The 25,532-nt window shown below is 63.8% G+C and carries 21 protein-coding genes; all 21 read left to right on the top strand.

The window, feature by feature from the left end:
• Positions 1-14 precede the first annotated feature (14 nt).
• Positions 15-1,367 carry a histidine--tRNA ligase gene (gene hisS / locus FHW83_RS03370; RefSeq protein WP_176644909.1) on the top strand — a complete coding sequence of 451 codons (1,353 nt, stop codon included), beginning with the start codon at positions 15-17 and terminating at the stop codon, positions 1,365-1,367.
• A 30-nt stretch (positions 1,368-1,397) separates the two neighbouring features.
• Positions 1,398-2,030, top strand: a complete 633-nt coding sequence (locus tag FHW83_RS03365; protein ID WP_176644908.1) for a tetratricopeptide repeat protein — start codon at positions 1,398-1,400, stop codon at positions 2,028-2,030.
• Between the two features lie 20 nt (positions 2,031-2,050).
• Positions 2,051-3,190, top strand: coding sequence for an outer membrane protein assembly factor BamB (gene bamB / locus FHW83_RS03360; protein ID WP_176644907.1), 1,140 nt, complete (start codon positions 2,051-2,053; stop codon positions 3,188-3,190).
• Positions 3,191-3,194: 4 nt separating this feature from the next.
• A complete protein-coding gene (gene der, locus FHW83_RS03355) occupies positions 3,195-4,541 on the top strand; it encodes a ribosome biogenesis GTPase Der (protein WP_176644906.1) in 1,347 nt (448 codons plus the stop codon).
• A 285-nt stretch (positions 4,542-4,826) separates the two neighbouring features.
• Positions 4,827-5,063, top strand: a complete 237-nt coding sequence (gene hfq / locus FHW83_RS03350; protein ID WP_072780809.1) for an RNA chaperone Hfq — start codon at positions 4,827-4,829, stop codon at positions 5,061-5,063.
• Between the two features lie 42 nt (positions 5,064-5,105).
• Entirely contained in the window at positions 5,106-6,269 is a 1,164-nt protein-coding gene (gene hflX / locus FHW83_RS03345; RefSeq protein ID WP_176644905.1) for a GTPase HflX, read from the top strand.
• Between the two features lie 17 nt (positions 6,270-6,286).
• Complete coding sequence (gene hflK / locus FHW83_RS03340; RefSeq protein WP_229223996.1) at positions 6,287-7,588, top strand: FtsH protease activity modulator HflK; 1,302 nt, start codon at positions 6,287-6,289, stop codon at positions 7,586-7,588.
• Positions 7,588-8,499: a protease modulator HflC gene (gene hflC, locus FHW83_RS03335; RefSeq protein WP_176644903.1), complete on the top strand. Its 912-nt coding sequence runs from the start codon at positions 7,588-7,590 to the stop codon at positions 8,497-8,499. The genes hflK and hflC overlap by 1 nt, the downstream gene beginning before the upstream one ends.
• Positions 8,500-8,654: 155 nt before the next feature.
• The gene (locus tag FHW83_RS03330) at positions 8,655-9,815 is read left to right on the top strand and encodes an ATP phosphoribosyltransferase regulatory subunit (protein WP_176644902.1); all 1,161 of its coding nucleotides are present in this window, start codon (positions 8,655-8,657) and stop codon (positions 9,813-9,815) included.
• Between the two features lie 4 nt (positions 9,816-9,819).
• Positions 9,820-11,130: an adenylosuccinate synthase gene (locus FHW83_RS03325; RefSeq protein ID WP_176644901.1), complete on the top strand. Its 1,311-nt coding sequence runs from the start codon at positions 9,820-9,822 to the stop codon at positions 11,128-11,130.
• A gap of 12 nt (positions 11,131-11,142) precedes the next feature.
• Positions 11,143-11,688: a phosphoribosyltransferase gene (locus tag FHW83_RS03320; protein ID WP_176644900.1), complete on the top strand. Its 546-nt coding sequence runs from the start codon at positions 11,143-11,145 to the stop codon at positions 11,686-11,688.
• A 231-nt stretch (positions 11,689-11,919) separates the two neighbouring features.
• The gene (locus FHW83_RS03315) at positions 11,920-12,594 is read left to right on the top strand and encodes a choice-of-anchor E domain-containing protein (RefSeq protein ID WP_176644899.1); all 675 of its coding nucleotides are present in this window, start codon (positions 11,920-11,922) and stop codon (positions 12,592-12,594) included.
• Between the two features lie 36 nt (positions 12,595-12,630).
• Complete coding sequence (locus tag FHW83_RS03310; RefSeq protein WP_176644898.1) at positions 12,631-13,275, top strand: choice-of-anchor E domain-containing protein; 645 nt, start codon at positions 12,631-12,633, stop codon at positions 13,273-13,275.
• Between the two features lie 67 nt (positions 13,276-13,342).
• Entirely contained in the window at positions 13,343-13,939 is a 597-nt protein-coding gene (locus tag FHW83_RS03305) for a MarC family protein (RefSeq protein ID WP_176644897.1), read from the top strand.
• A gap of 144 nt (positions 13,940-14,083) precedes the next feature.
• Positions 14,084-15,091, top strand: a complete 1,008-nt coding sequence (locus tag FHW83_RS03300; RefSeq protein ID WP_218105934.1) for a LacI family DNA-binding transcriptional regulator — start codon at positions 14,084-14,086, stop codon at positions 15,089-15,091.
• Between the two features lie 60 nt (positions 15,092-15,151).
• Complete coding sequence (locus FHW83_RS03295; RefSeq protein WP_176644895.1) at positions 15,152-18,004, top strand: TonB-dependent receptor domain-containing protein; 2,853 nt, start codon at positions 15,152-15,154, stop codon at positions 18,002-18,004.
• Between the two features lie 7 nt (positions 18,005-18,011).
• Complete coding sequence (locus FHW83_RS03290; protein WP_229223995.1) at positions 18,012-19,421, top strand: glucoamylase family protein; 1,410 nt, start codon at positions 18,012-18,014, stop codon at positions 19,419-19,421.
• The gene (locus FHW83_RS03285) at positions 19,421-20,683 is read left to right on the top strand and encodes a sugar ABC transporter substrate-binding protein (RefSeq protein WP_176644893.1); all 1,263 of its coding nucleotides are present in this window, start codon (positions 19,421-19,423) and stop codon (positions 20,681-20,683) included. Before FHW83_RS03290 ends, FHW83_RS03285 begins: the two co-directional genes overlap by 1 nt.
• Positions 20,680-21,555: a carbohydrate ABC transporter permease gene (locus tag FHW83_RS03280; RefSeq protein WP_176644892.1), complete on the top strand. Its 876-nt coding sequence runs from the start codon at positions 20,680-20,682 to the stop codon at positions 21,553-21,555. The genes FHW83_RS03285 and FHW83_RS03280 overlap by 4 nt, the downstream gene beginning before the upstream one ends.
• Entirely contained in the window at positions 21,552-22,367 is an 816-nt protein-coding gene (locus FHW83_RS03275; RefSeq protein WP_176644891.1) for a carbohydrate ABC transporter permease, read from the top strand. The genes FHW83_RS03280 and FHW83_RS03275 overlap by 4 nt, the downstream gene beginning before the upstream one ends.
• Positions 22,364-25,522, top strand: coding sequence for a discoidin domain-containing protein (locus FHW83_RS03270; protein ID WP_176644890.1), 3,159 nt, complete (start codon positions 22,364-22,366; stop codon positions 25,520-25,522). Before FHW83_RS03275 ends, FHW83_RS03270 begins: the two co-directional genes overlap by 4 nt.
• Positions 25,523-25,532 lie beyond the last annotated feature (10 nt).

Here is a 25,532-nt window from a genome sequence, read left to right as displayed (position 1 = left end):
TGTGAGAGATCGAAATGTCCGAAAATAAGAAAACTGAAAAAATCACCGCTGTCAAAGGCATGAACGACATCCTGCCGCAGGATTCGCACCTGTGGCAGCTGTTCGAGAACACCGCCCAGTCGGTGGTGCAAAGCTACGGCTTCCAGCAGATCCGCACGCCGATCGTGGAAGACACGGCGCTGTTCAAGCGCGCCATCGGCGCAGTCACCGACATCGTCGAAAAAGAGATGTACTCGTTCGAAGATTCGATGAACGGCGACCAGCTGACCCTGCGCCCTGAAGGCACGGCCGGCGCCGTGCGCGCGGTGATCGAACACAATCTGGTCTACGAAGGTCCGAAGCGCCTTTGGTACACCGGCCCGATGTTCCGTCACGAGCGTCCGCAGCGCGGCCGCTATCGCCAGTTCTACCAGTTCGGTTGCGAAGCCGTGGGCTTCAGCGGCCCGGACGTGGACGCGGAACTGATCATGATGTGCCGCCGCCTTTGGGACGACCTCGGCCTGCCTGAGATCCGCCTGGAGATCAACTCGATCGGCGACGCCGAAGAGCGCGCGCGCCACCGCGTCGACCTGATCGCCTATCTGGAAAAGCACGAAGACATCCTGGACGCCGAAGCCAAGCGCCGCCTGCACAGCAACCCGCTGCGCATCCTGGACACCAAGAACCCCGCCATGCAGGACCTGGTCAACGCTGCGCCGAAACTGATGGACTACCTGGGCGAGGAATCGCTGGCCCACTTCAACGGCGTGCGCAAGATCCTCGACCACAACAACATCCAGTACGTGATCAACACCCGCCTGGTGCGCGGCCTGGATTACTACAACCGCACCGTGTTCGAATGGGTGACCGACGCACTGGGCTCGCAAGGCACGGTGTGCGCCGGCGGCCGTTACGATCCGCTGATCGCCTCCTTCGGCGGCAAGCCGACGCCCGCCGTCGGTTTCGCCATGGGCATCGAGCGCCTGCTGGAGCTGATGAAGGAAGCCGGCGAGCCGGACATGCCTAACCAGTGCGACGTGTACCTGGTCCACCAGGGCGAGGCGGCGCAGCTGCAAGCCTTCGTGCTGGGCGAGCGCCTGCGCGACGCCGGCCTGGACGTGATCATGCACGGCTCCACCGCGGCCGGCGCCGGCAGCTTCAAGTCGCAGATGAAGAAGGCCGACGGCGCGGGCGCGGCCTTCGCCGTCATCATCGGCGAGGACGAAGTCGCCAACAACACCGCCGCCGTGAAGGCGATGCGCGCGGCGGAAGGCGAACAGCAGCAAACCACGGTGCCGTTCGACCAGGTAGTAGACTTCGTGGTGGACCAGATCACCGATGGCGGCGATCACCACCACCACGTGCACGACGAGCACTGCAACCATTAATTCAACCAACGACTACGGCAGACGAATACCATGGCATACGATCTTGAAGAACAAGAACAGATAGCGACCCTCAAAGCATGGTGGGACAAGTACGGCAATGTGACCACCTGGGTGCTGATCGCTGGCCTCGCGGCGTACTCCGGCTGGAACGGCTGGAACTACTACCAGCGAGACCAGGCCGGCAAGGCCTCGGCCCTGTACGGCGAGCTGCAGGCGGCGGTGGAAGCCAAGGACAACGCCAAGGTGCTGCGCGCCGCCGGCGACATGGAATCGAAGTTCGCCAGCACCGCCTACGCGCCGATGGCCGCGCTGGTGGCTGCCAAGAGTTCGTTCGACGCCAATGACCTGAAATCGGCCAAGGCCCAGCTGCAGTGGGCGGTCGACCATGGCGCGGACGAGTTCAAGGCGGTCGCCAAGGTGCGCCTGGCCGGTGTGCTGCTGGATGAAAAAGCCTACGACGAGGCGCTGAAGGTGCTGGGCGGCGACGTGCCTGCGCAGTTCGCCGGTGCCGTGGCCGACCGCAAGGGCGATGTGCTGGCGGCGCAGAACAAGCTGGCCGAAGCCCGCGCCGCCTACAAGGCCGCGCTGGACGCCACCGACAAGAAGAACCCTGGCCGTCAGCTGATTCAGATGAAACTGGAAGCCATCGGCGGCACCGCCTAACGATCAAGGTTTAGAAAACTATGCGTATTACCGAAAAAGTAGTTGCAGCAAGCGTGTTCGCGATGTTGGCCGGTTGCTCCTTGTTCTCGTCCAAGGAAACCAAGAACCTGCCGGCGCCGCTGGTGGAGCTGAAGAATCCTTCGCTCACGCCGCAGGTGGTGTGGAAGTACTCGGTCGGTAAGGCCGGCAACGCGGTGTTCACGCCCGCCGTCGCCGGCGACAGCATTTACGTGGCCGACGCCGACGGCGCGCTGGTGCGCCTGAACGCCGCCACCGGCAAGGAAATCTGGCGCATCAAGACCGGCACCGACCTGACGGCCGGTGTGGGCAGCGATGGCGAGGTGGTGGTGGTCGGCGGCGTCAAGGGCCAGATCCTGGCCTACGACACCAACGGCAAGCAGCTGTGGAAAGCGCAGGCGTCGAGCGAGGTGCTGTCCTCGCCGGAAGCCGGCAGCGGCGTGGTGGTGGTGCGCAGTGTCGACAACATGATCACCGGTTACGACGCCAAGACCGGCGCCAAGAAGTGGAACGTGGCCCGCACCACGCCGGCCCTGACCCTGCGCAATGCGCCGGGCATGGTGATCAACGGCCAGAATGCCTACATCGCCCAGCCGGGCGGCAAGCTGCTGGCGCTGAACGTGGCCGGCGGCCTGCAACGCTTTGAAGTGGTGGTGGGCGAGCCGCGCGGCGCCACCGAGCTGGAACGCGTGACCGACATCGCCGGCACCCCGGTGATCTTCGAAAAAGATGTCTGCGCCGTGTCGTACCAGGGCCGCGTGGCCTGCTTCGACGCCACCACCGGCGCGCCGCACTGGAGCAAGCCGACTTCGTCCGACAAGGGCGTGGCGGTGGACCAGCGCTTTGTATTCGTCTCCGACGACAAAGGCGAAGTTGGCGCCTACAGCCGTGAAAACGGCGCCAACGCCTGGAAGAACGACAAGCTGTCGTACCGTGTGCTGTCGACCCCCGTGTCGTATGGCCGCGCGGTGGCGGTGGGCGACTATCAGGGTTACATCCACTTCCTGTCGCGGGAAGATGGCGCATTTATAGGTCGTGTGGCGACGGACGGCAGCCCTATCCAGGCTGACCCGGTCATCGCCGGCACGAATTTGATTTTCCAAACCCAATCAGGGACTGTGACCGCTCTGGCGGTCGAATAATAAAATGAAGCCGGTAATCGCATTAGTGGGTCGACCCAACGTTGGGAAATCGACCTTGTTCAATCGTCTGACCCGCTCGCGCGATGCGCTGGTGGCGGACTTGCCTGGGTTGACGCGCGATCGTCACTATGGCGAGGGCCGTGTCGGCGAACGTCCCTTCCTCGTTATCGACACCGGCGGCTTCGAGCCGGTGGCCAAGGAAGGCATCCTCCACCAGATGGCGAAGCAGACCAAGCAAGCCGTGGCCGAAGCCGACGTTGTCGTCTTCCTGGTCGACGGCCGCCAAGGTCTGACGCCGCACGACAAGACCATCACCGACTTCCTGCGCAAGAGCGGCCGTCCGGTGATCCTGGTCGTGAACAAGGCGGAAGGCATGCGCTACACCGCGGTGGTGGCGGACTTCTATGAACTGGGACTGGGCGAACCGGCTGTCATTTCGTCGGCGCACGGCGACGGCGTGCACGACCTCGTTGACCTGGCGCTGGACACCGCCTTCCAGCAGCGTCCGGAGGATCCGGAGGAGCTGGAGAAGGCGGACCGCGGCGTCAAGATCGCGCTGGTCGGCCGTCCCAACGTCGGCAAGTCGACCCTTATCAACACCCTGGTGGGCGAGGAGCGCGTGATCGCCTTCGACATGCCGGGCACCACGCGCGACTCGATCGAGATTCCGTTTGAGCGCGACGGCAAGAAGTACACCCTGATCGACACCGCCGGCATCCGCCGCCGCGGCAAGGTGTTCGAGGCGATCGAGAAGTTCTCGGTGGTGAAGACGCTGCAATCGATCTCGGAAGCCAACGTGGTGGTGCTGATGCTGGACGCCCAGCAGGACATCTCCGAGCAGGACGCCCACATCGCCGGCTTCGTGCTGGAAACCGGCCGCGCGCTGGTCATCGCCGTCAACAAGTGGGACGGCCTGGAATCGTGGCGCCGCGACGAGATCAAGATCGACATCGACCGCAAGCTGGACTTCCTCGGCTTCGCCAAGATGCACTTCATCTCGGCGCTGAAGGCGCAGGGCATTGGCCCGCTGATGAAATCCCTGGACCAGGCCTACGCCGCCGCGTTTGCCGACCTGTCCACGCCGAAGCTGACCCGCGCGCTGATCGAGGCGGTGGAGAAGCAGGAGCCGAAGCGCAAGGGTTCGATCCGTCCGAAGATGCGTTATGCCCACCAGGGCGGCATGAACCCGCCGGTGATCGTCATCCACGGTAACTCGCTGGATGCCATCAGCGAGCCGTATAAACGCTATCTGGAGAAGCATTTCCGCGATACGTTCAATCTGGTCGGCACGCCGCTGCGCATCGAACTGCGCACCGGTAAAAATCCATTCGCAAAATCGTCGGAAAAGTGACGTCATTGCCGCGCGGGCGGCAATCCATGCGCAGGTAGCATGCTGGCGTTCCATGGATTCCGGCCTGCGCCGGAATGACGGCGATTTTTTTACGCTTTTTTTAAAGGAACACCCTGCAAAAAAAGCAAAAACAAGGTACAGTGGCTTAGAAGCACCACTTTTGGCGTGGCGAGCGGTGTTTCAGCGAAAATTGTTTGACTTTAGTTAGACTTTTTGCTGAGCCACGTACTTGAAATCAAGCGTTTCGCCTCCACTTCCAACACAACAACATAAAATGGAGCTGTTATGAGCAACAAAGGGCAACTGTTACAAGACCCATTCCTGAATGCCTTGCGCAAAGAGCACGTTCCGGTGTCGATCTACCTGGTCAACGGCATCAAACTGCAGGGCCACATCGAATCTTTCGATCAATACGTCGTACTGCTGCGTAACACCGTGACCCAGATGGTCTACAAGCACGCCATCTCCACCGTGGTGCCGGCGCGCGCCGTCAACCTCAATATCGAAAACGAAGCGGAATAAGCATTTGCAGCATCGCTTCTTTTTACCAGGCCTGACCGTCGTATGCGTGCAGCTCTAGTCGGTATCGATTTCGGCAAGGGCGACTTTGCCGCCAGCATGGAGGAACTGCAACTGCTGGTCCGTTCCGCCGGAGCCGATCCGGTGACGACGATCACGGCAAAGCGTTCCTCGCCGGATGCGGCTTATTTCGTCGGCAGCGGCAAGGCGGACGAAATCGGCCAGGCCGTGCTGGCCGACCGCGTCGAAATCGTCATCTTCAACCATGCCCTGTCGCCGGCGCAGCAGCGCAACCTGGAAAAGCGCCTGAACATCCGGGTGCTGGACCGCACCAGCCTGATCCTTGACATCTTCGCCCAGCGTGCCAAGAGCCACGAGGGCAAGCTGCAGGTCGAGCTGGCGCAGCTGCAGCATCTGGCCACGCGCCTGATCCGCGGCTGGACCCACCTTGAGCGCCAGAAGGGCGGTATCGGCTTGCGCGGTCCCGGTGAAACCCAGCTGGAGACCGACCGCCGGCTGATCGGCGAGCGCGTCAAGATGCTGCGTTCGCGTCTGGCCAAGCTGCGCAAGCAGCACGAGACCCAGCGCCGTTCGCGCAACCGCACCCAGACTTTCTCCATCTCGCTGGTTGGTTACACCAACGCCGGCAAATCGACCCTGTTCAACGCGGTGACCAAGGCGGGCGTGTACGCGGCCGACCAGCTGTTCGCCACGCTGGACACGACCTCGCGCCGTGTCTACATGAACGAGGAGGTCGGCCACGTGGTCCTGTCCGACACCGTCGGCTTCGTGCGCGAGCTGCCGCACCAGCTGGTGGCGGCGTTCCGCGCCACGCTGGAGGAGACCATCCACGCCGATCTGCTGCTGCACGTGGTGGACGCGGCCTCGCCGGTGCGCATGGAGCAGATCGAGCAGGTCAACATGGTGCTGCAGGAAATCGGCGCCGATCACATTCCGCAGATTTTGGTGTGGAACAAGATCGACGCCGCCGGCCTGGAACCCTCGGTCGAGCGAGATGAATATGATAAGATTTCCAGGGTCTTCCTCAGTGCGCGCACGGGGCAGGGACTGGACCTGCTGCGCGACGCCATCACCGAGTGGGCCAAGGCCGCGCCGGGCGCACGCCTGCAGCAGCCGTCTTACGACATCGAAGAAGAATTAGAAGAAGTAGAGAGCAGTCCCACCCTCACTGACGTTGGATCACACTAATGCGTGTCTCCTCACTTATGAAACGACTCGGCCTGAAGCTGTCGCTGAACGACCCTCGCTGGGGGAAGGACAACAAGCCGCAGGCCAACGAAGGCAAGAAGCCCGGCGAAGGACCGCCCGACATGGAACAGCTGTGGCGCGACTTCAACCAGCGCCTCAACGGCTTGTTCGGGCAAAAGCGTCCCAACAATAACAACGGCGACAACAACGGCGGCGGCGATGGCGGCGGCAATCGTCCCGACATGTCCGGCGGCGTGCGCGCCACGGCCGGCGCCATCGGCGCGGTGGTCGCGCTGATCTGGCTGGCCAGCGGCTCGTTCATCGTGCAGGAAGGCCAGACCGGCGTGGTCTACACCTTCGGTAAAGTCAGCCATACCACCGGCTCCGGTTTCAACTGGCGCTGGCCGTACCCGTTCCAGAGCGACGAAACGGTCAAGGTATCGCAGATGCGCATGGTGGAAATCGGCTACCGCGGCAACATCAAGAACAAGCAGACGCGCGAATCGCTGATGCTGACCGATGACGAGAACATCATCGACATCCAGTTCGCCGTGCAGTTCAAGCTGAAGGACCCGGTCGCGTGGCTGATGAACAACCGCGACGAGGAGGACACCGTGCGCCAGGTGGCCGAGACCTCGATCCGCGAAATCGTTGGCAAGAACAAGATGGACTTCGTGCTGTACGAGGGCCGCGACAAGGTGGCCTTCGAAACCCAGCAGCTGATGCAGCAGATCCTCGACCGCTACGCCTCGGGCGTGCTGATCTCCAGCGTCACGCTGCAGGCGGTGCAGCCGCCGGAGCAGGTGCAGGTCGCGTTTGACGACGCGGTGAAGGCGGGGCAGGACCGCGAGCGCCAGAAGAACGAAGGCCAGGCTTACGCCAACGACGTGATTCCGAAGGCGCGCGGCACCGCGTCGCGCCTGATGCAGGAGGCCGAGGGCTACCGCTCGATGGTGGTGGAGAACGCCACCGGTAACGCCTCGCGCTTCAAGCAGGTGCTGGTCGAGTACCAGAAGGCGCCGGCCGTCACGCGCGACCGCATGTATCTGGAAACCATGCAGCAGATCTTCTCCAGCGCCTCCAAGGTGATGGTGGATGCCAAGAGCGGCAGCAACCTGCTGTACCTGCCGCTGGACAAGCTGATCGCGCAGGCCGCCGCCACCGACGCGCAAGCGGCCGCCGCGCGCGCCGCGCAGGCGCAATCGTCGCTGCCGTCCAGCAGCACCACGCTGCCGTCGGAACTGATGCCGTCGGTGGAAGTGAACCGCACGCGCGACTCGCGCTCGCGTGAATCCTTACGTGACCGGGAGAGCCGTTAATGAATCGCATAGCCAGTACCGTCGTCCTGGGTTTCATCGCCCTGATGCTGCTGTCGTCGACCGTGTTCGTGGTCGACCAGCGCAAGTACGCGATCGTGTTCGCGCTGGGCCAGATCAAGGAAGTCATCCGTGAACCGGGGCTGCATTTCAAACTGCCGCCGCCGTTCCAGAATGTGCTGTTCCTGGATAACCGCATCATGACCATTGAGTCGCCCGACGCCGAACGCTTCATCACCGCCGAGAAGATGAACATCCTGGTGGACAGCTTCGTCAAGTGGCGCATCGGCCGCGGCGAGAACCAGCCCAAGCTGTACTACGTCACCTTCGGCGGCGACGAGGGCCGCGCGCGCGACCGCATGTCGCAGATCATCAAGGCGGCGCTGAACGAGGAAATCACCAAGCGCACCGTGGCGGAAGTGATCTCCGGCCAGCGCGGCAAGGTGATGGAGGGCATCCGTACCAAGGTGGTGCAGGAGGCCGCGCAGATCGGCGTCGAGATCATCGACGTGCGCCTGAAACGCGTGGAATATGTGGAGCAGATCAACAACTCCGTGTACGAGCGCATGAAGGCCGAGCGTATGCGCGTGGCCAATGAGCTGCGTTCGACCGGTTCGGCGGAATCTGAAAAGATCCGCGCCGATGCCGATCGCCAGCGCTCCGTGATCCTGGCCGAAGCCTATCGCGACGCCGAGGAAATTCGCGGCGAGGGCGACGCCAAGGCCTCTGCCATCTATGCCGAAGCGTTTGGCCGCAATCCGGAGTTCTACAAGTTCTACCGCAGCCTGGAAGCCTACCGCGCCACCTTCAAGAACCACGGCGACGTGATGGTGATGGATTCCAGCTCCGACTTCTTCAAATACTTCAAAGGCTCCGGCGCCGGCGGCGCCGCACCCGCACCAGCCAAGAAGTAAAGCAGGGACCTCGTATCGGGACACTCACAAGGTGTCCCGATCGCATCTTTTTCCCCTCTAAAGACGCGTTTTCGCGTAAAATATCAGGTTCGGCCCTCCGCTTGGGTGGCCGAGGCCTCCGCGCCGCATTGTTCATTTCTTAATTAAATAGTCCCATGCCTAATTGGCTGCTGCCCGAGAATATCGCCGACGTATTGCCGTCGGAAGCACGCAAGATTGAAGAGTTGCGTCGCCTGATGCTGGATAATTTCCGCCTGTACGGCTACGAACTGGTGATGCCGCCGCTGCTGGAATACCTGGAGTCGCTGCTGACCGGCGCCGGCGAGGACACCGACCTGCGCACCTTCAAGCTGGTGGACCAGCTGTCGGGCCGCATGCTGGGCCTGCGTCCTGACATGACCACGCAGGTGGCGCGCATCGATGCCCACCTGCTGAACCGCGCCTCGGTCACGCGCCTGTGCTACGCCGGCAGCGTGCTGCACACCCGTCCATCGGGCCTGCATGCCACCCGCGAGCCGCTGCAGATCGGCGCCGAGATGTATGGCCATGCCGGCCTTGAAGCCGACGCCGAAATCCAGGAACTGGCGCTGGCCTCGCTGGCGCTGGCCGGTTTCAACGAAGTCCGCCTGGACCTGACCCATGTCGGCGTGCTGCGCGCGCTTCTGGAGCAATGCCCGGCCGCCCAGCGCGATCAGGCGAAAATCCACGCCGCGCTGCGCGCCAAGGATGTGCCGGACCTGCAGGCGCTGACCAAGGATTACGCGCCGGAAGTGCGTGATGCCCTGCTGGCCTTGCCATCGCTGTACGGCGATATCGACGTGCTGGCCAAGGCGCGCGAAGTGCTGCCGCAACTGCCGGGCATCGCCAAGGCGCTGGCCGAACTGGCGGCGCTGGCGGCGTCGGCCCTCGGCCGCGCGCAGGTGGCGATCGACCTGGCCGACCTGCGCGGCTACCAATACGAAAGCGGCGCGATGTTCGCGCTGTATGTGCCAGGCTTGCCGAACGCGGTGGCGCGCGGCGGCCGTTACGATCACGTAGGCGAGGCCTTCGGCCGGGCGCGTCCCGCCACCGGCTTCTCGCTCGACCTGCGCGAGCTGGCGCGCCTGTTGCCGACCGCGGAGCGCAAGCATTCGATCCGCGCGCCATGGGGCAATGCGCCGGAATTGAAGGAAAAAATCGCCGAGCTGCGCAAGTCCGGCGAAGTGGTGATCCAGAGTATGCCGGGTCACAGCCACGAACTGGACGAGTTCGAGTGCGATCGCGCGCTGGTGCTCGAAGAGAATGGTAGTAACTGGATTCTTAAAAACTTAGGTTAATGTGATGTCAAACAAAAACGCAAAAAACGTCGTCGTCATCGGTACCCAGTGGGGCGATGAAGGTAAAGGCAAAATCGTCGACTGGCTGACCGACCACGCCCAGGGTGTGGTGCGCTTCCAGGGCGGCCACAACGCCGGCCACACGCTGGTCATCGGCGGCGTGAAAACTGCGCTGCAGCTGATCCCGTCGGGCATCATGCGTCCGGGCGTGGCCTGCTACATCGGCAACGGTGTGGTGGTGTCGGTGCCGGACGTGCTGCGCGAAATCGACAAGCTGGAAGCCGTGGGCGTGGAAGTGGCCTCGCGTCTGAAAGTGTCGGACGCCGCGCCGGTGATCCTGCCTTACCACGCCGCCCTCGACCACGCGCGCGAAGCCGCCCGTGGCGACGCCAAGATCGGCACCACCGGCAAGGGCATCGGCCCGGCATATGAAGACAAGGTGGCCCGTCGCGCCATCCGCATCGCCGACCTGTTGAACGAGAAGCGCCTGGCCGAGAAGCTGGAAGCCAACCTGGACTACCATAACTTCGTGCTGGAAAACTATCTGAAAGCACCGAAGATCGATTACCAGAAGACCCTGGACGACGCGTTGGCCTACGTTCCGCGCCTGCGCCCGATGGTGACCGACGTCTCGAGCGCCCTGTACAAGGCGCACAAGGCCGGCGCCAACCTGCTGTTCGAAGGCGCCCAGGGCTCGCTGCTGGACGTCGACCACGGCACCTATCCATTCGTGACCTCGTCCAATTGCGTGGCCGGCAATGCCGCCGCCGGCGCCGGCGTCGGTCCGAGCATGCTGCACTACGTCATGGGCATCACCAAGGCCTACACCACCCGCGTGGGTTCCGGCCCGTTCCCTTCGGAACTGCCGACCGACGCCGGCGTGGGCCACCACCTGGCGCAAGTGGGCCACGAGTTCGGCACCGTGACCGGCCGTGCCCGCCGCTGCGGCTGGTTCGACGCCGCGCTGCTGCGCCGCTCGGTCCAGATCAACGGCGTGACCGGCATGTGCATCACCAAGCTGGACGTGCTGGATGGCCTGGAAAGCCTGAAGCTGTGCACCGGCTACACCATCGACGGCGAGCCGACCGACATCTTCCCATCGGGCGCCGAGGAAGCCGCGCGCTGCGTGCCGGTGTACGAGGAAATGCCGGGCTGGAAGGACAGCACCGTCGGCGCCAAGACCATGGAAGCCCTGCCGGTCGCCGCCCGCAACTACATCAAGCGTATCGAAGAGCTGGTCGGCGTGCCGGTGGACATGGTGTCGACCGGTCCGGATCGCGAAGAAACCATCGTCCTGCGCCACCCGTTCGCGTAATTAAGGAATTTTATGAGCACCCCACAATCCAACGAAAAACACCTCTGGGTCTCCTGGGACGAGTATCACCGCCTGATCGAGCGCCTGGCGCTCAAGGTGCACGATTCCGGCTGGAAATTTGACATGGTGCTGTGCCTGGCGCGCGGCGGCGTGCGTCCGGGCGATGTGTTCTCGCGCATCTTCGACGTGCCGCTGGCGATCCTGTCGACCAGCTCGTACCGCGCGGAGAAGGGCACGGTGCAGGGCGACCTCGACATCGCCAAGTACATGACGATGACCAAGGGCCCGCTGTCCGGCAAGATCCTGCTGCTGGACGACCTGGCCGATTCCGGCGTGACCCTGATGAAGGTGGTGGACCACCTGAAGCAGAATTTCGCCGGCGTGACCGAGGTGAAAACCGCGGTCATCTGGACCAAGGGCAGCTCGGCGTTCCGTCCGGATTACCAGATGGAAGAACTGCCGCACAACCCATGGATCCACCAGCCGTTCGAGGACTACGACGGCCTGCGTCCGCACCAGCTGGCGGCCTGGATCAAAAAAGGCGAAGCCAGCAACTAAGCCGTTTTCCACTCGGTGTGGCAAAAAAACGACCCTCCCGGGTCGTTTTTTATTTGAAATTACTTTTCGGCAACTCTAATTTCATTTTTTCATCGAAAAATGCTGGAAAGGCGATGACATTTCCATATTGTATGTTAAGATTGCGTTAAGTAAGAAAAAAGGCGGCAAAGCAAGCACTCTGCGGCCACTCTTCAAGGCCCGCAATCTGTGCCCTAACAATAAGGATATCTCATGAAATTGAAACAATTTGCTGCCGCCTCCCTGTGCGTCGCAGCTGGCGCCTTCTCCGCTCCTGCGATGGCCGCCGTCGTTGAATACGACATCACCTCGATTGGCTCGACCCTCACCAACATCCTGACCGATCTGTCGATCCACCAGTTCGACGCTTCGCTGGGCACCCTGACCGCCATCACCATCGAATACGGTTCGTCGGTGAACGGTAAAGTCGAGCTGACCAACACCAGCCTGACCAAGAACAAGACCACCACCGTCGGCCTGTCGACCACCATGACCCTGACCGGCCCTGGCGGCCTGGCGCTGGGCGGCGACACCGAATCCCTGTTCAGCGGCGTCAACGCGACCGCTGTTAAAAACACCGCCAACGTGACCGTGGCCAGCGGCGAAGCCGAACTGTTCAGCAGCTACGCGGTCAACGCCAGCAACTTCAGCCTGTTCACCGGCACCGGCTCGGTGACCGCCGCGCTGGCGATCAACGCCACCGGCACCGCTGTCGGCCAGACCGGCATCGGCACCAAGTTCACCACCCTGGGTGACGGCGCCGGTAAAGTAACCTACACCTACACCGCTTTGCCAGTGCCAGAGCCAGAAACCTACGGCATGCTGCTGTTGGGCCTGGGTGTTGTGGCATACGCCGCCAAGCGCAAATCGCGCTCGGCCCAAGCCTGATACGCCAACCCGACAACCAAGAATCTGGATCTCAACATGAATAAATTCTCGAAAACCATTTTCGCCGCTGCGGCCCTGACCCTGGCCATGGGCGCCAACGCGGCCGTGATCGAATTCACCTCGAACACCGCGCAAAACATCGAAGAAAACGACGGCGAGCTGAGCTTCGCCAAGTTCAACACCGCGCTGGGCACCCTGACCGGCGTCAAGTTCGAACTGTTCAACGTGCTGAGCGGCTCGATCGAAGTGACCAACGACGCCACCACCGGCGCGGGCACCTTCGTGGTGACCGCTGGCGGCCAGATCGAAAGCGACGTGCTGGGCAGCGTGCTGACCACCTCGGGCTCGATCACCAAGAACTTCTCGCTGGCCGCTGGCCAGACCGGCAACGTCACGCTGAACCCATGGACCGTGTCGAACTCGGTGAGCTTCAACTCGTCGTCCGACCTGAGCGCCTTCAAGGGCACCGGCGACTACACCGCGCTGCTGACCGGCTGGTCGTCGGCCACCAGCTCGGGTAGCGGCAACGCCACCTACAACCCGATCATCGTGATGGACGGCTACGCCAAGGTGACCTACACCTACGACGCCGCGCCAGTTCCGGAACCGGAAACCTACGCCATGCTGCTGGGCGGCCTGGCACTGATGGGTGTAGTAGCCCGCCGCCGCAAATCGGCATAAGCTGAATCTGGTGGTACACTCAAACGGGAGCCTCGGCTCCCGTTTTTCTTTTTCCCCTTGAGATTACATGACCCAGGACTTCTTCCAGACCTTCATCCTGCTGCTGCTGGTGACCGACCCGTTCGGCAACGTGCCGCTGTTTGCCAGCGTGCTCAACCCGGTGCCGGTGGCGCGCCGCCCGCGCATCGTGGTGCGCGAATGCGCGATCGCCTTTGTGTTGCTGCTGATCTTCATGTTCTTCGGCCGTCACTTCCTCAGCGCGCTGCACCTGTCCGAAGTGTCGCTGCGCATCGGCGGCGCCGTGATCCTGCTGCTGATCTCGATCCGCATGATCTTCCCGCACCCGGACGGCGTGCTGGGCCGCACCGATGGCGCCGAGCCCTTCATCGTGCCGCTGGCGATTCCCGCGCTGGCGGGGCCGTCGGCGCTGGCCACGGTGCTGCTGTTCTCGCGCGAGAGCACCGGCGAAGTGCTGGTGCACGTGGCCGCGCTGGCGGCGGTGGGGGGGATCTGGCTGATGGTCTTCCTCAGCGCCGAGAAACTGCAGAAGGTGCTTGGGCCGCAGGTGATGACCGCCTTCGAGCGGCTGATGGGCCTGATCCTGACGGCGATGTCGGTCGAGATGCTGCTGGGCGGCATCCGCGAATTCGTGAAAACATTATAAAAAAAGCTTTGGTGCTCGCATGAAAATGCGAGTACACTTTATTTCACACCGATGTAACCGGTTACATTCGTTAGCGAAGTTGCCGGTTTTATTTTTTGATATCAATGTAACCGGTTACATTTTCTAAAAGGGCGGATTATGGCAGTGACGATCAAGGATGTGGCGCAGGCGGCGGGCGTGTCGGTGGCCTCGGTGTCGCGCGCGCTCAACGGCCACGCCAGCATCACCGACGACACCCGCAAGCATGTGCTGGAGGTGGTCAAGCGCATGCGCTACATGCCGCACGTCGGCGCCCGCAGCCTGACCACCAGCACCACCAACACCATCGGCGTGCTGCTGCCGGACCTGTACGGCGAGTTCTTCTCGGAGATGATCCGCGGCATCGACGGCGCGGCGCGCCAGCGCGGCCTGCACCTGATGGTCTCCAGTCTGCATGGCGACGCCGACGAGGCGGCGCTGGCCTTGCGCGCCATGCGCGGCCGCGTCGATGGCCTGCTGGTGATGTCGCCGCACGTCGACGCCGCGTTTTTGTCGGACAACCTGCCGGACGAACTGCCCATCGTGCTGATGAACACCGCCGGCGGCGGCACGCACTATCCGGCGCTGTCGGTCGACAACTACAGCGCGGCGCAGGCCATGGTCGGCCACCTGGTGGGTTGCGGCTATCAGCGCATCGCCTTCATCGCCGGCCCGTCCGGCAACTACGAGGCGCAGGAGCGCCTGCGCGGCTACCAGGCGGCGCTGGCGCGGCTGGCGCCGGGCGTGGCGCCGCGCGTGTTCGAGGGCGACTTCTCGGAGCAGTCCGGCGAGGCGGTGGGACGCGCGCTGCTGGCGTTGCCGGCCGGCGAGCGTCCGCAAGCGCTGTTTGCCGCCAACGACATGATGGCCATCGGCGCGCTGCTGACGCTGACGCAGGGCGGCGTTCAGGTGCCGCACGCGATGGCGGTGGCGGGTTTCGACGATATTCCCATCGCCCGCTACGTCAGCCCGGCCCTGACCACGGTGCGCGTGCCCATCGCCGAGTTGGGCGTGCAGGCGCTGGAGCGCTTGCTGGCCGCCATAGGCGCCGGCGCCGGCGCGCCGGCCAGCATCGCCACGCTGGCCGCCACGCTGGTGGTGCGCGCCTCCACGGGAGAGTTCAGTCCACCCTAACCACACCCGCAACACCGCAGCTTCATGACCTAGATACATATAAAAAATCAGGAGACAAGCATGAAAACAGCACCAACCCGCAATATCGCCTGCCGTCTGTCCGTGATGGCGGCCGCGCTGTCGGCCGTCCTGCTGGCGGCGCCGTACGCCAGCGCGCAACTGAGCAGCGCCACCATTCAGGGCCAGGTCAAGCGCGGCGACGCGGCCGCCGCCGGCACCGCCGTGGTGGCCGTCAACCAGCTGAACGGCTACGCCTACAACGCCGTCACCCGCGCCGACGGCAGCTATGTGCTGACCGGCGTGGCGCCGGGCACCTACCAGATCAAGGTAGGCGACCAGGCCTCGGAACTGGTGGTGGTCAGCGTCGGCCAGACCAGCCAGGTCGATCTGCAACTGCAGGAGGGCGTGACGCAGGTGGTGATCACCGGCTCGGCCACGCGGCGCGATGTCGCCGGCTCCGAGGTCGGCACCTCGGTGTCGCGCCAGCAGATCGAGAAGCTGCCGCAGGTGACGCGCAACTTCCTGTCCTTCGCCGACCTGGCGCCGGGCGTGCGCTTCGACGTCGACCAAAGCGGCAACGTCAAGCTGCAGAGCGGGGCGCAGAACCAGGACAACGTCAACGTCTTCATCGATGGCGTCAGCCAGAAGAACAACATCCTGCGCGGCGGCGTCTCCGGCATCGACTCCAGCCGCGGCAATCCGTTCCCGCAGTCGGCGGTGGCGGAGTACAAGGTGATCTCGCAGAACTACAAGGCGGAGTACGACCAGGTGTCCAGCGCGGCGATCAGCGCCGTCACCAAGTCGGGCGGCAACGAGCTGCATGGCGACGCCTTCTGGGACCACACCGGCACCAACCTGACCGCGCTCGATCCATTCCAAAAGGACGCCGAGCGGCGCGGCATCGCGCGGCCGGCATCGTCGCAGGACCAGTTTGGCGTGACGCTGGGTGGGCCGATCAAGAAGAACGTGGCGCATTACTTCTTCGCTTACGAGGGCAAGAAGATCGACAGTCCGCGCCAGGTCATCGCGCAGCGCACCGACCTGCTGCCCAACGCCGGCATCGTGCCGTCGCTGCTGGCGCAGCAGGGCGCCACGGTGTCGTCGTTCAAGGAAGACCTGTTCCTGCTGAAGGTGGATGCACAGCTGACCGAGAACCAGCGTGTCGAGGCGACCGCGCGCATCCGCCGCGAGACCGACCAGATCCCGGAAGACATGAAGCTGAGCGTGGCGGAGAATACGCTCAACCGTGGCAACGACGAGGACCGCTTCGACTTCAAGCACGAGTGGAGCAGCGGCGGATGGTTGAATGAGGCGCGTCTCGGCTACGAAAAATATACCTGGAACCCGCATTCGACCGCGACCAAGCCCTACATCCGCTACCAGGTCTCGCCCAGCAATACCGACAACAACGTGGTGGACGTGATCATCGTCGGCGGCTCGCCTAACAACCAGTTCCGCCAGCAGAGCGGCCAACTGCTGCAGGATGACCTGACCTACACCGGCATCAAAGGCCACACGATGAAGGCCGGCTTCAAGGTCAAGCGCATCAGCTATGACCTGTCCGGCACGGCGCGCGCGGTGGACCAGATCTACCAACGCATCGACACCGTGACCGGACAGCCCAGCACCATCCGCACCGATCCGGCGATTCCGGCATCCGGCGTGGACTTCGCCAACAACCAGTACGGCATCTACTTCCAGGACGACTGGCAGTACAACGACAAGCTGCTGCTGAATCTCGGCCTGCGCTACGACTACGAAGACAATATGCTGAACGATAATTACGTCACGCCGGCCGACCGCGTGGCCATCTTCGGCAAGCAGGACCCGCGCGATGGCGCGCCGGCCGGTCAGACCTATGCGCAGTCGCTGGCCAAGGGCGGCATCAATATCAACGACTACATCAGCACCGGCAACAGCCGCAAGCCGTTCAAGAACGCCTGGGCGCCGCGTCTCGGCCTGTCCTACGACCTGTTTGGCGACCGCGCCTCGGTGCTGTTCGCGGGGTGGGGACGCGCCTACGACCGCACCATCGCCAACCACGCGCTGGACGAAGCGCAGAAGAACGCCCAGCCGGGCGGCGAGGTGTGGCTGATCAAGAATGACCACAAGATGGCGTACACAGACCAGTACAGCTTTGGCCTGCGCCAGGCGCTGGGCATGTGGAACGGCGAAGTGGGCTACACCAACTCGCGCAGTCATAACCAGTTCAACTGGTTCGGCGGCAACCGCGATCCGAAAGGTGGCTGGGGTACGCAAAGCCCGATCGATCCGCTGTGGGGATCGGTCCCGGGTTACGGCACGCTGGTGCTGGGTGACTTCATCAGTCAGGCCAAGACCGATTCGCTCTACCTGAAGGCGGACAAGCCCTACACCAAGGCCTCCACCTGGAGCCTGGGCGCGACCTACACCTACAGCCGTGGCGAGACCACCAACAAGGAGTGGACCAACAATATCTTCAACTGGACCTATGGCCGCTATCCGTACGCGTGGAATCCATCGACCGACGTTGAGCGCCACCGGCTGGTGGTGGCTGGCGTGTCCGATGGCTGGCTGCCGTGGGGCCTGATGTTGTCCGGGAAGCTGACGCTGGGTTCCGGCCTGCCATACCGCATCACCGACTGCTCGCGGGGATTCGACCAGTGCGTCTCGGCCAAAGGCAGTGGCGATGCATTCCACCAGGTGGACGTGGGCTTGTCGAAGGAAGTGGCGTTCCGCTTCGGCCGTGTGTCGCTGCGCGCCGACGTGCTGAATCTGTTCAACAGCATCAACTACGGCGGCTACGACGGCTGGGGCGGTGGACCGGGCAATCCGCAGAACCGCTTCGGCGGCGACAACAAAAACCTCGGCGTGCCGAATTCCATGGGCGGCCCGATGCGCACCGTGAAGTTCAGCGCCCGTTATGCTTTCTGAGGCCCGCATGCGCTATCGTACCGTTCTGAATTGGATGCTGGCTTGCTGCGCGCTGTCCGGCGCCGCGCCCGCGCCGGCCCGCGACACCTCGCTGCCTCCGGTGTTTGACGACATCTCGCAACGTACCTTCCGCTTTTTCTGGGACACCGCCAATCCCGCCAACGGGCTGGTGCCGGACCGCTATCCGACGCCGTCGTTTTCCAGCGTGGCGGCGGTGGGCTTTGGACTGACGGCGTATCCGATCGGCGTGGAGCGCGGCTACATCACGCGCCATCAGGCGCGCGACCGCGTGCTGGCGACCTTGCGCTTCTTCCGCAACGCGCCGCAAGGGCCGGGGAAGGGCACGGTGGCCAGCGGCTACAAGGGCTTCTTCTACCACTTCCTGGATATGAAGACAGGCTTGCGCCACAACGATAAGGTCGAACTGTCGACCGTCGACACCGCGCTGTTCCTGGCCGGCGCGTTGTTCTGTGAATCCTATTTCGACGGCAGCGACGCTGGCGAACAGGAGATCCGCAAGCTGGCCAAAGAGATTTACGAGCGGGTCGACTGGACCTGGGCGCAGGCCCGCAAGCCATCGATTGTCCTGGGATGGGAGCCGGAGACCGGCTTCCACGGCTACGACTGGAAGGGCTATAACGAGGCAATGCTGATCTACGTGCTGGCGTTGGGATCGCCCACGCATCCGGTGCAGCCGGATGCGTGGAAGGCCTGGACCAGTACATACGACAAAAGCCTGGAAGGCAAGGGCACGCAGGAGCATCTGGGCTTCCCGTCGCTGTTCGTCCACCAGTACAGCCATGTGTGGATTGATTTCCGCGGCATCCGCGACGAGTACATGCGCGCGCGCGGGTACGACTACTTTGAGAACAGCCGCCGCGCCACCTATGCGCAGCAAGCCTACGCTGTCGCCAATCCGCTGCGCTGCGAAGGCTATGGACAGAACGTATGGGGCATCACCGCCAGCGATGGCCCGGTCGACAAGGTGCTGGAGTACAAAGGCACGCAGCTGCCGTTCCGCACCTACTCGGCACGCGGCATCGGCGGCCTGAAAGCCTACGACGACTGCACGCTGGCGCCGACCGCCGCCGCCTCGTCGCTGCCGTTCGCGCCGGAGATCGTGGTGCCGGCGGTGCTGGAGATGAAGCAGCGCTACGGTGACTTCATCTACGGCGAATACGGCTTCTACGACGCCTTCAATCCGAGCTTCAAGTACAACGTGCCGGTGTCGCAGGGACAGGTGGTGGCGGGCAAGGGCTGGGTGGACAAGGACTACCTGGGCATCGACCAGGGGCCGATCATCGCCATGACGGAGAATTATCGCAATGAGCTGGTCTGGCGCGTCATGCGCCGCCACCCGGCCATCCGTCTTGGGCTGCAACGCGCCGGCTTCACCGGCGGCTGGCTGGAGAAATGATGCGGCGTGTGTCCATTGCGCTGCTGTTGTCGCTGGCGGCACTGCTGTCGTCCTGCACGCAGCGGCAGCAGCAGGGCGTGGTGCTGAAGTTCTGGGCCATGGGCCGCGAGGGGGAAGTAGTCACCGCGCTGATACCGGAATTCGAGCGCACGCATCCTGGCGTGCGCGTCGAAGTGCAGCAGCTGCCATGGACCGCCGCGCACGAAAAGCTGCTGACAGCCTTCGCCGGAGAAGTCATGCCGGACGTCTTCCAGCTTGGGAATACCTGGATACCGGAGTTTGAAGTGCTGAACGCCTTGGCGCCGTTGGATGGTCATGTCGCCGCATCTGCGGTGGTCAAGCAGGAAGACTACTTCCCCGGCATCTGGGATACCAATGTGGTCGATGGCAAGCTGTGGGGACTGCCCTGGTATGTGGACACGCGCGTGATGTTCTACCGGCAGGACTTGCTGAAGCGCGCCGGCTACGCGCAACCGCCGAAGACCTGGAACGACTGGATGGCGGCGATGCGCGCGATCAAGCGCATCGTCGGCCCAGACAACTACGCAATCCTGCTGCCCAGCGATGAATTCGAACCGCTGCTGGCACTCGCGCTGCAGCAGAACGAACCGCTGCTGCGCGACGGCGACCGCTATGGCAATTTCCGCAGCGCCGGTTTTCAGCGCGCGCTGCAGCTGTATGCGGACATGTACGCGCAGAAGCTGGCGCCGATCAACCGCATCACCAATGTCTATCACGAATTCGGCATGGGCTATGTGTCGTTCTACATATCGGGGCCGTGGAATATGGGCGAATTCAAACGCCGGCTGCCGGCGGAGCAGCAGAACGAATGGATGACCGCCATTCTGCCTGGCCCCGCCGGACCTGCCGCTTCGGTGGCGGGTGGCTCCAGTCTCGTGCTGGCCGCCTCGTCGCGCCACAAGGCCGAGGCCTGGCAGCTGATCGAGTACCTGTCGCGCACCGAGACCATGGCGCGCTTCCATGAACTGACCGGCGACCTGCCGCCGCGCCGCAGCAACTGGGCCATGCCCCGATTGGCGAATGACGTCCACGCACGCGCCTTCGCGCAGCAGTTCGAGCGTGTGCGTCCGACGCCCAAGGTGCCGGAATGGGAGCAGATCGCCACCGAGATGCGGCTGGTCGCGGAGCGCGTCACGCACGGCGAACTGACGGTGGCACAGGCTGCCGCGCTGCTCGACGCCAAGGCCGACCACATACTGGAAAAGCGCCGCTGGATGCTGGCGCGGAAGGAGGCGCGATGAATTCGCAACGTGCCGCCTGGTGCTTCGTGGCGCCAGCGCTGCTGGTCATCAGCGTGTTTTTCTTCCTGCCGGTGCTGGCTGCGCTGGTCATGAGCCTGACCGATTTCGACATCTACGCGCTGGCCGATCTGCGCAACCTGCGCTTCGTCGGGCTGCGCAACTACATCGGGCTGCTGCAAACGCCGCTGTTCTGGCAGGCGCTGGGCAATACGCTGTACTTTGTGATGGTTGGCGTGCCATTGTCGATCGCCGCCTCGCTGGGCGCGGCGCTGCTGCTGCATTCGCGGCTGACATGGTGCAAAGGTCTGTTCCGCACCGCGTTCTTCGCGCCTGTGGTGACGTCGCTGGTGGCGGTGGCGGTGATCTGGCGCTACCTGCTGCACACGCGCTACGGCATGATCAACCATGGCTTGCAGGGCCTGGGCCTGCCGGCGGTGGACTGGCTGAACGATCCGCAGTGGTCCATGCCGGCGATTATCCTGTTCGCGGTGTGGAAGAACTTCGGTTACAACATGATCATCTTCCTGGCGGGATTGCAGAGCATCCCAGAGGACCTGTACGAGGCGGCGGGACTGGATGGCGCCAGTACTTGGCAGCAGTTCCGCTACGTGACCTGGCCGATGCTGGGGCCGACGCTACTGATGGTCAGCATCCTTAGCATGACCGGCTACTTCCAGCTGTTCGCCGAGCCGTATGTGATGACGCAGGGCGGGCCGGTGCAAAGCACGGTCAGCGTGTTGTACTTCATGTACGAGCAGGGCTTCAAGTGGTGGAATCTGGGCGCCGCGTCGGCGGTGGCGTTCGTGCTGTTTGCGATCATGTTCTGCGTCACGCTGCTGCAGCTGCGCTTTGCCAAGGGAGGCGAGGTATGAAGCCGCGCGCCTTGCTGCTGAATGGCCTGATGCTGGGCGCCGGCGTGCTGACGCTGTTCCCGCTGTTATGGATGTTGTCCGCGTCGCTGATGGCGCCGGGCGAGTCCAGCGGTTTCCCGCTGCGGTTCCTGCCGCAATCCGCCACGCTGCATAACTACCGTGAGTTGTTCAGCCATGCCGGCATTGGCCAGTATCTGCTCAACAGCGTACTGCTGTCTTGCGCGGCGACGGTGCTGTCGCTGCTGTTCAATGTCAGCGCCGGCTATGCGTTCGCGAAGCTGCGTTTCCAGGGGCGCGAACGCATCTTCAAGGCCATGCTGGGCGCGCTGGTGATTCCCAGCCAGGTGGCGATGCTGCCGCTGTTCCTGCTACTGAAGTATCTCGGGCTGGTGAATACATACGGCGCGGTGTTGGTGCCGGCGATGGCCGGCATCTTCGGCATCTTCCTGGTGCGCCAGTACGCGCTGACGATACCGGACGCGCTGCTGGAGGCGGCGCGCATGGACGGCGCCAGCGAGTTCCAGATCTTCCGCATCATCGTGCTGCCGTTGCTGACGCCTATCTTGGTCACGCTGGGCATCTTCACTTTCCTCGGCACCTGGAACGATTTTATGTGGCCGCTGATCGTGTTGACCGACAAGGACTTGTACACACTGCCGGTGGCGCTGGCGTCGCTCTCGCGCGAGCATGTGCAGGATAACGAACTGATGATGGCCGGATCGGTGCTGACCGTGTTGCCGGTGCTGCTGCTGTTCCTTGGCTTGCAGCGCTATTACATCCAGGGCCTGCTGGTGGGGAGTGTGAAGGGATGAAGATATTGCGCTCCTTCGTTACCCTGGTGCTGGCGTTGGCCGCCATGACTGCCAATGCCGCCGCGTCATCACGCGTGTTGGACGATTTTTCCGACATCGCCGCATGGCAGGCGCAGGCTTCGGATGGCGTGCAGTCGCGCGCCAGCGCGGCTGACGGCGGCCTGCGGCTGGATTTCGACTTCGCCGGCAGGGGAGGCTATGCCTTCGTGCGCCGCAGCCTGCCGCTCTACCTGCCGGAAAACTACGAGATCTCGTTCTATGTGCGCGCCGACGCGCCGGTCAACCATTTTGAGTTCAAGCTCACCGATGCCAGTGGCGACAACGTCTGGTGGTTCCAGCAGCAGGACTACGAGTTCCCGAAAACGTGGCAACTGGTACGCATCAAGAAGCGCCAGATCGCGTTTGCTTGGGGACCGGCCAAGGACCGTCGTCTGACGCATGCCGAGCGGCTGGAATTTGTGATCAGCGCCGGCAGCGGTGGCGGCAAGGGCTCGGTTTATCTGCGCCAGCTGCAAATCCGCGAACTGCCGCCGGCGCCGGTCTCGTGGCCGCAGCCACGTGCGCGCGCGTCGTCCGACGTGCCACACGGCGGCGCCGCGCTGGCGCTTGACGGCAATCCAGCCAGCGCGTGGATCAGCCGGCGCGGCGAGCAGCAATTGGTGATCGATCTCGGCGCATCCCGCGAGTTCGGCGGCCTGCTGCTGCATTGGCTGGATCGCCGCTACGCCAGCCGTTACGACGTCGCGCTGTCCGATGATGGCCGTGAATGGCGCACCGTACGCCGCGTCAGCGCCGGCAACGGCGGCGGCGATCCATTGCGGCTGCCGGAATCGGAAGCGCGCTACATCCGGCTCTCACTGCACGCCGGGCTCGGCGCCGGATACGCCCTGGCGGAAGTGGAACTGAAGGATCTCGCCTATGGCGCCACGCCCAACCAGTTCATCTCGGCGCTGGCCGCGACAGCGTCACGCGGCCTGTATCCACGCGGTTTCAGCGGCCAACAACCCTATTGGACGCTGGTGGGCGTGGATGGCGGCGGCGATCATAGCGCGCTGATTTCAGAGGATGGTGCACTGGAGGCAAGGCAGGGCGGCTTCTCGCTAGAGCCGTTTGTCCGCGATGGCGGGCGCTTGGTCAGCTGGGCCGATGTGGAGGTCAGCCAAAGTTTGGAAGACGGCTACCTGCCGGTGCCGACGGTCACCTGGCGGCATCCGTCATGGACGTTGAGCGTCACCGCGGCCGCCGACGGCACGCCAGCGGCGTCGCAACTTCTGGCGCGCTACACGCTCACCAACCTGGAGCCGACGGAAAAGAAACTGACGCTGGTGCTGGCTGCTCGCCCATTTCAGGTCAACGCGCCGCGCCAGTTCCTCAACACCCCCGGCGGCTACAGCGCCATCAGCGACGTGGCGTGGGACGGCAAGGCGCTCAGCGTCAATGGCAGCGGCAAAGTCTATCCCGTCGTGACACCGTCCAGCGTCGCGCTATCCTCCTTTGACGCCGGCCTGCTGCCTGAGCTGTCGCAACGCCGGCGCAGTTCACGAAGCACTGTCTCCCAGGTGCTGCATGACGACGCCGGCATGGCCTCCGCCACACTCAGTTACGACATTGTGCTGCCTGCACGCGGCAGTGTGGCGCTCGGCGCTGTACTGCCGATGGCCGGTACGGCCAACGATAGGCCGGCCACCGTCACCGTCCCCTGGCTCGCCGCCCGGCAGGCGCGGGTTGCGGACGAATGGCGCGTCAAACTGAATCATGTCACGTTGACGGTGCCTTCGGCCGGCCAACACATGGCCGACACTCTGCGTTCCTCGCTGGCCCACATCCTGATGAGCCGCGAAGGCGATGCCATCCAGCCAGGCACCCGTTCCTATCGCCGCTCATGGATACGCGACGGCGCCATGATGTCCGAAGCGCTGCTGCGGCTCGGCCAACCGGAAACCGCCGCCAGCTACCTGCGCTGGTACGCGCCGTACCAGTTTGACAACGGCAAAGTGCCATGCTGCGTGGACCGGCGCGGCGCCGACCCGGTGCCGGAAAACGACAGCCATGGCGAATTGATTTTCCTCGCCGCAGAACTGTATCGCTACACGCGCGACAAGGCGGCACTGGCGGCGATCTGGCCGCGCGTCGAAGCCTCCGCCGACTACATGGAGACGTTGCGTCAATCCGAGCGCACGCCAGCCAACCGCGCCGCCGGCCGCGAGGCGCTGTTCGGACTGATGCCAGCGTCGATCAGCCACGAAGGCTATTCCGAGAAGCCCATGCATTCCTACTGGGACGACTTCTGGGCCATGCGCGGCTACAAGGACGCCGCCGATATCGCCGCCATTCTGGGCCACACCGACGCCGCCCGCCGTTTCGCCGCGCAGCGTGACGAATTCCGCCACGACCTCTATGCATCACTGGCCGCCAGCACCCGCGCCCATGGCATCAACTACCTGCCTGGCGCGGCCGAACTGGGCGACTTCGACCCCACCTCGTCCACCATCGCTCTCACGCCCGGCGGCGAACAACATCACTTGCCAGCCGCGCTGCTGAGCGCAACCTATGAGAAATACTGGGACTTCTTCCTTGCGCGACGCGACGGCGGCAAGGCGTGGGAAGACTACACACCCTACGAACTGCGCAATGTCAGCGCCTTCATCCGCATGGGCTGGCGCGAGCGCGCGGCGCAACTGCTGGACTACTTCTACGCTGATCAGCGCCCACGCGCCTGGAACCAGTGGGCCGAAGTGGTCGGCCGCGATGCGCGCGAGCCGCGCTTCCTAGGCGACATGCCGCACGGCTGGATCTCCTCCGACTACATCCGCGCCGCGTTGGATTCCTTCGCTTACGAGCGCGAATCCGACCACGCGCTGCTGCTGGCGGAAGGCATTCCCACCGCATGGCTGGCCGGCGATGGCGTCGGTCTGCAGGGATTGCGCACGCCATACGGCCCGCTGAGCTACACGCTTGCCCGGCAGGGCGGCAGCGTCGCGCTGCGCGTCGCTGCCATGCCGCACATGCCGCCCGGCGGCGTGATCTACACCTGGCCGTGGTCCACCGCACCCGGTGCGGCAGTCCTGAACGGCCAGCCGGTGAACTGGCAGGGACGCCAGATCACGATTACCAGCCTGCCAGCGGTCCTGCTGATCGATGGCGCACCGTTTTAACTTCGAGGGA

It is taken from the genome of Duganella sp. SG902, from assembly GCF_013376005.1.
Classification (GTDB): Bacteria; Pseudomonadota; Gammaproteobacteria; order Burkholderiales; family Burkholderiaceae_D; genus Rugamonas.
This window is presented reverse-complemented; position numbering and strand designations above follow the sequence as displayed.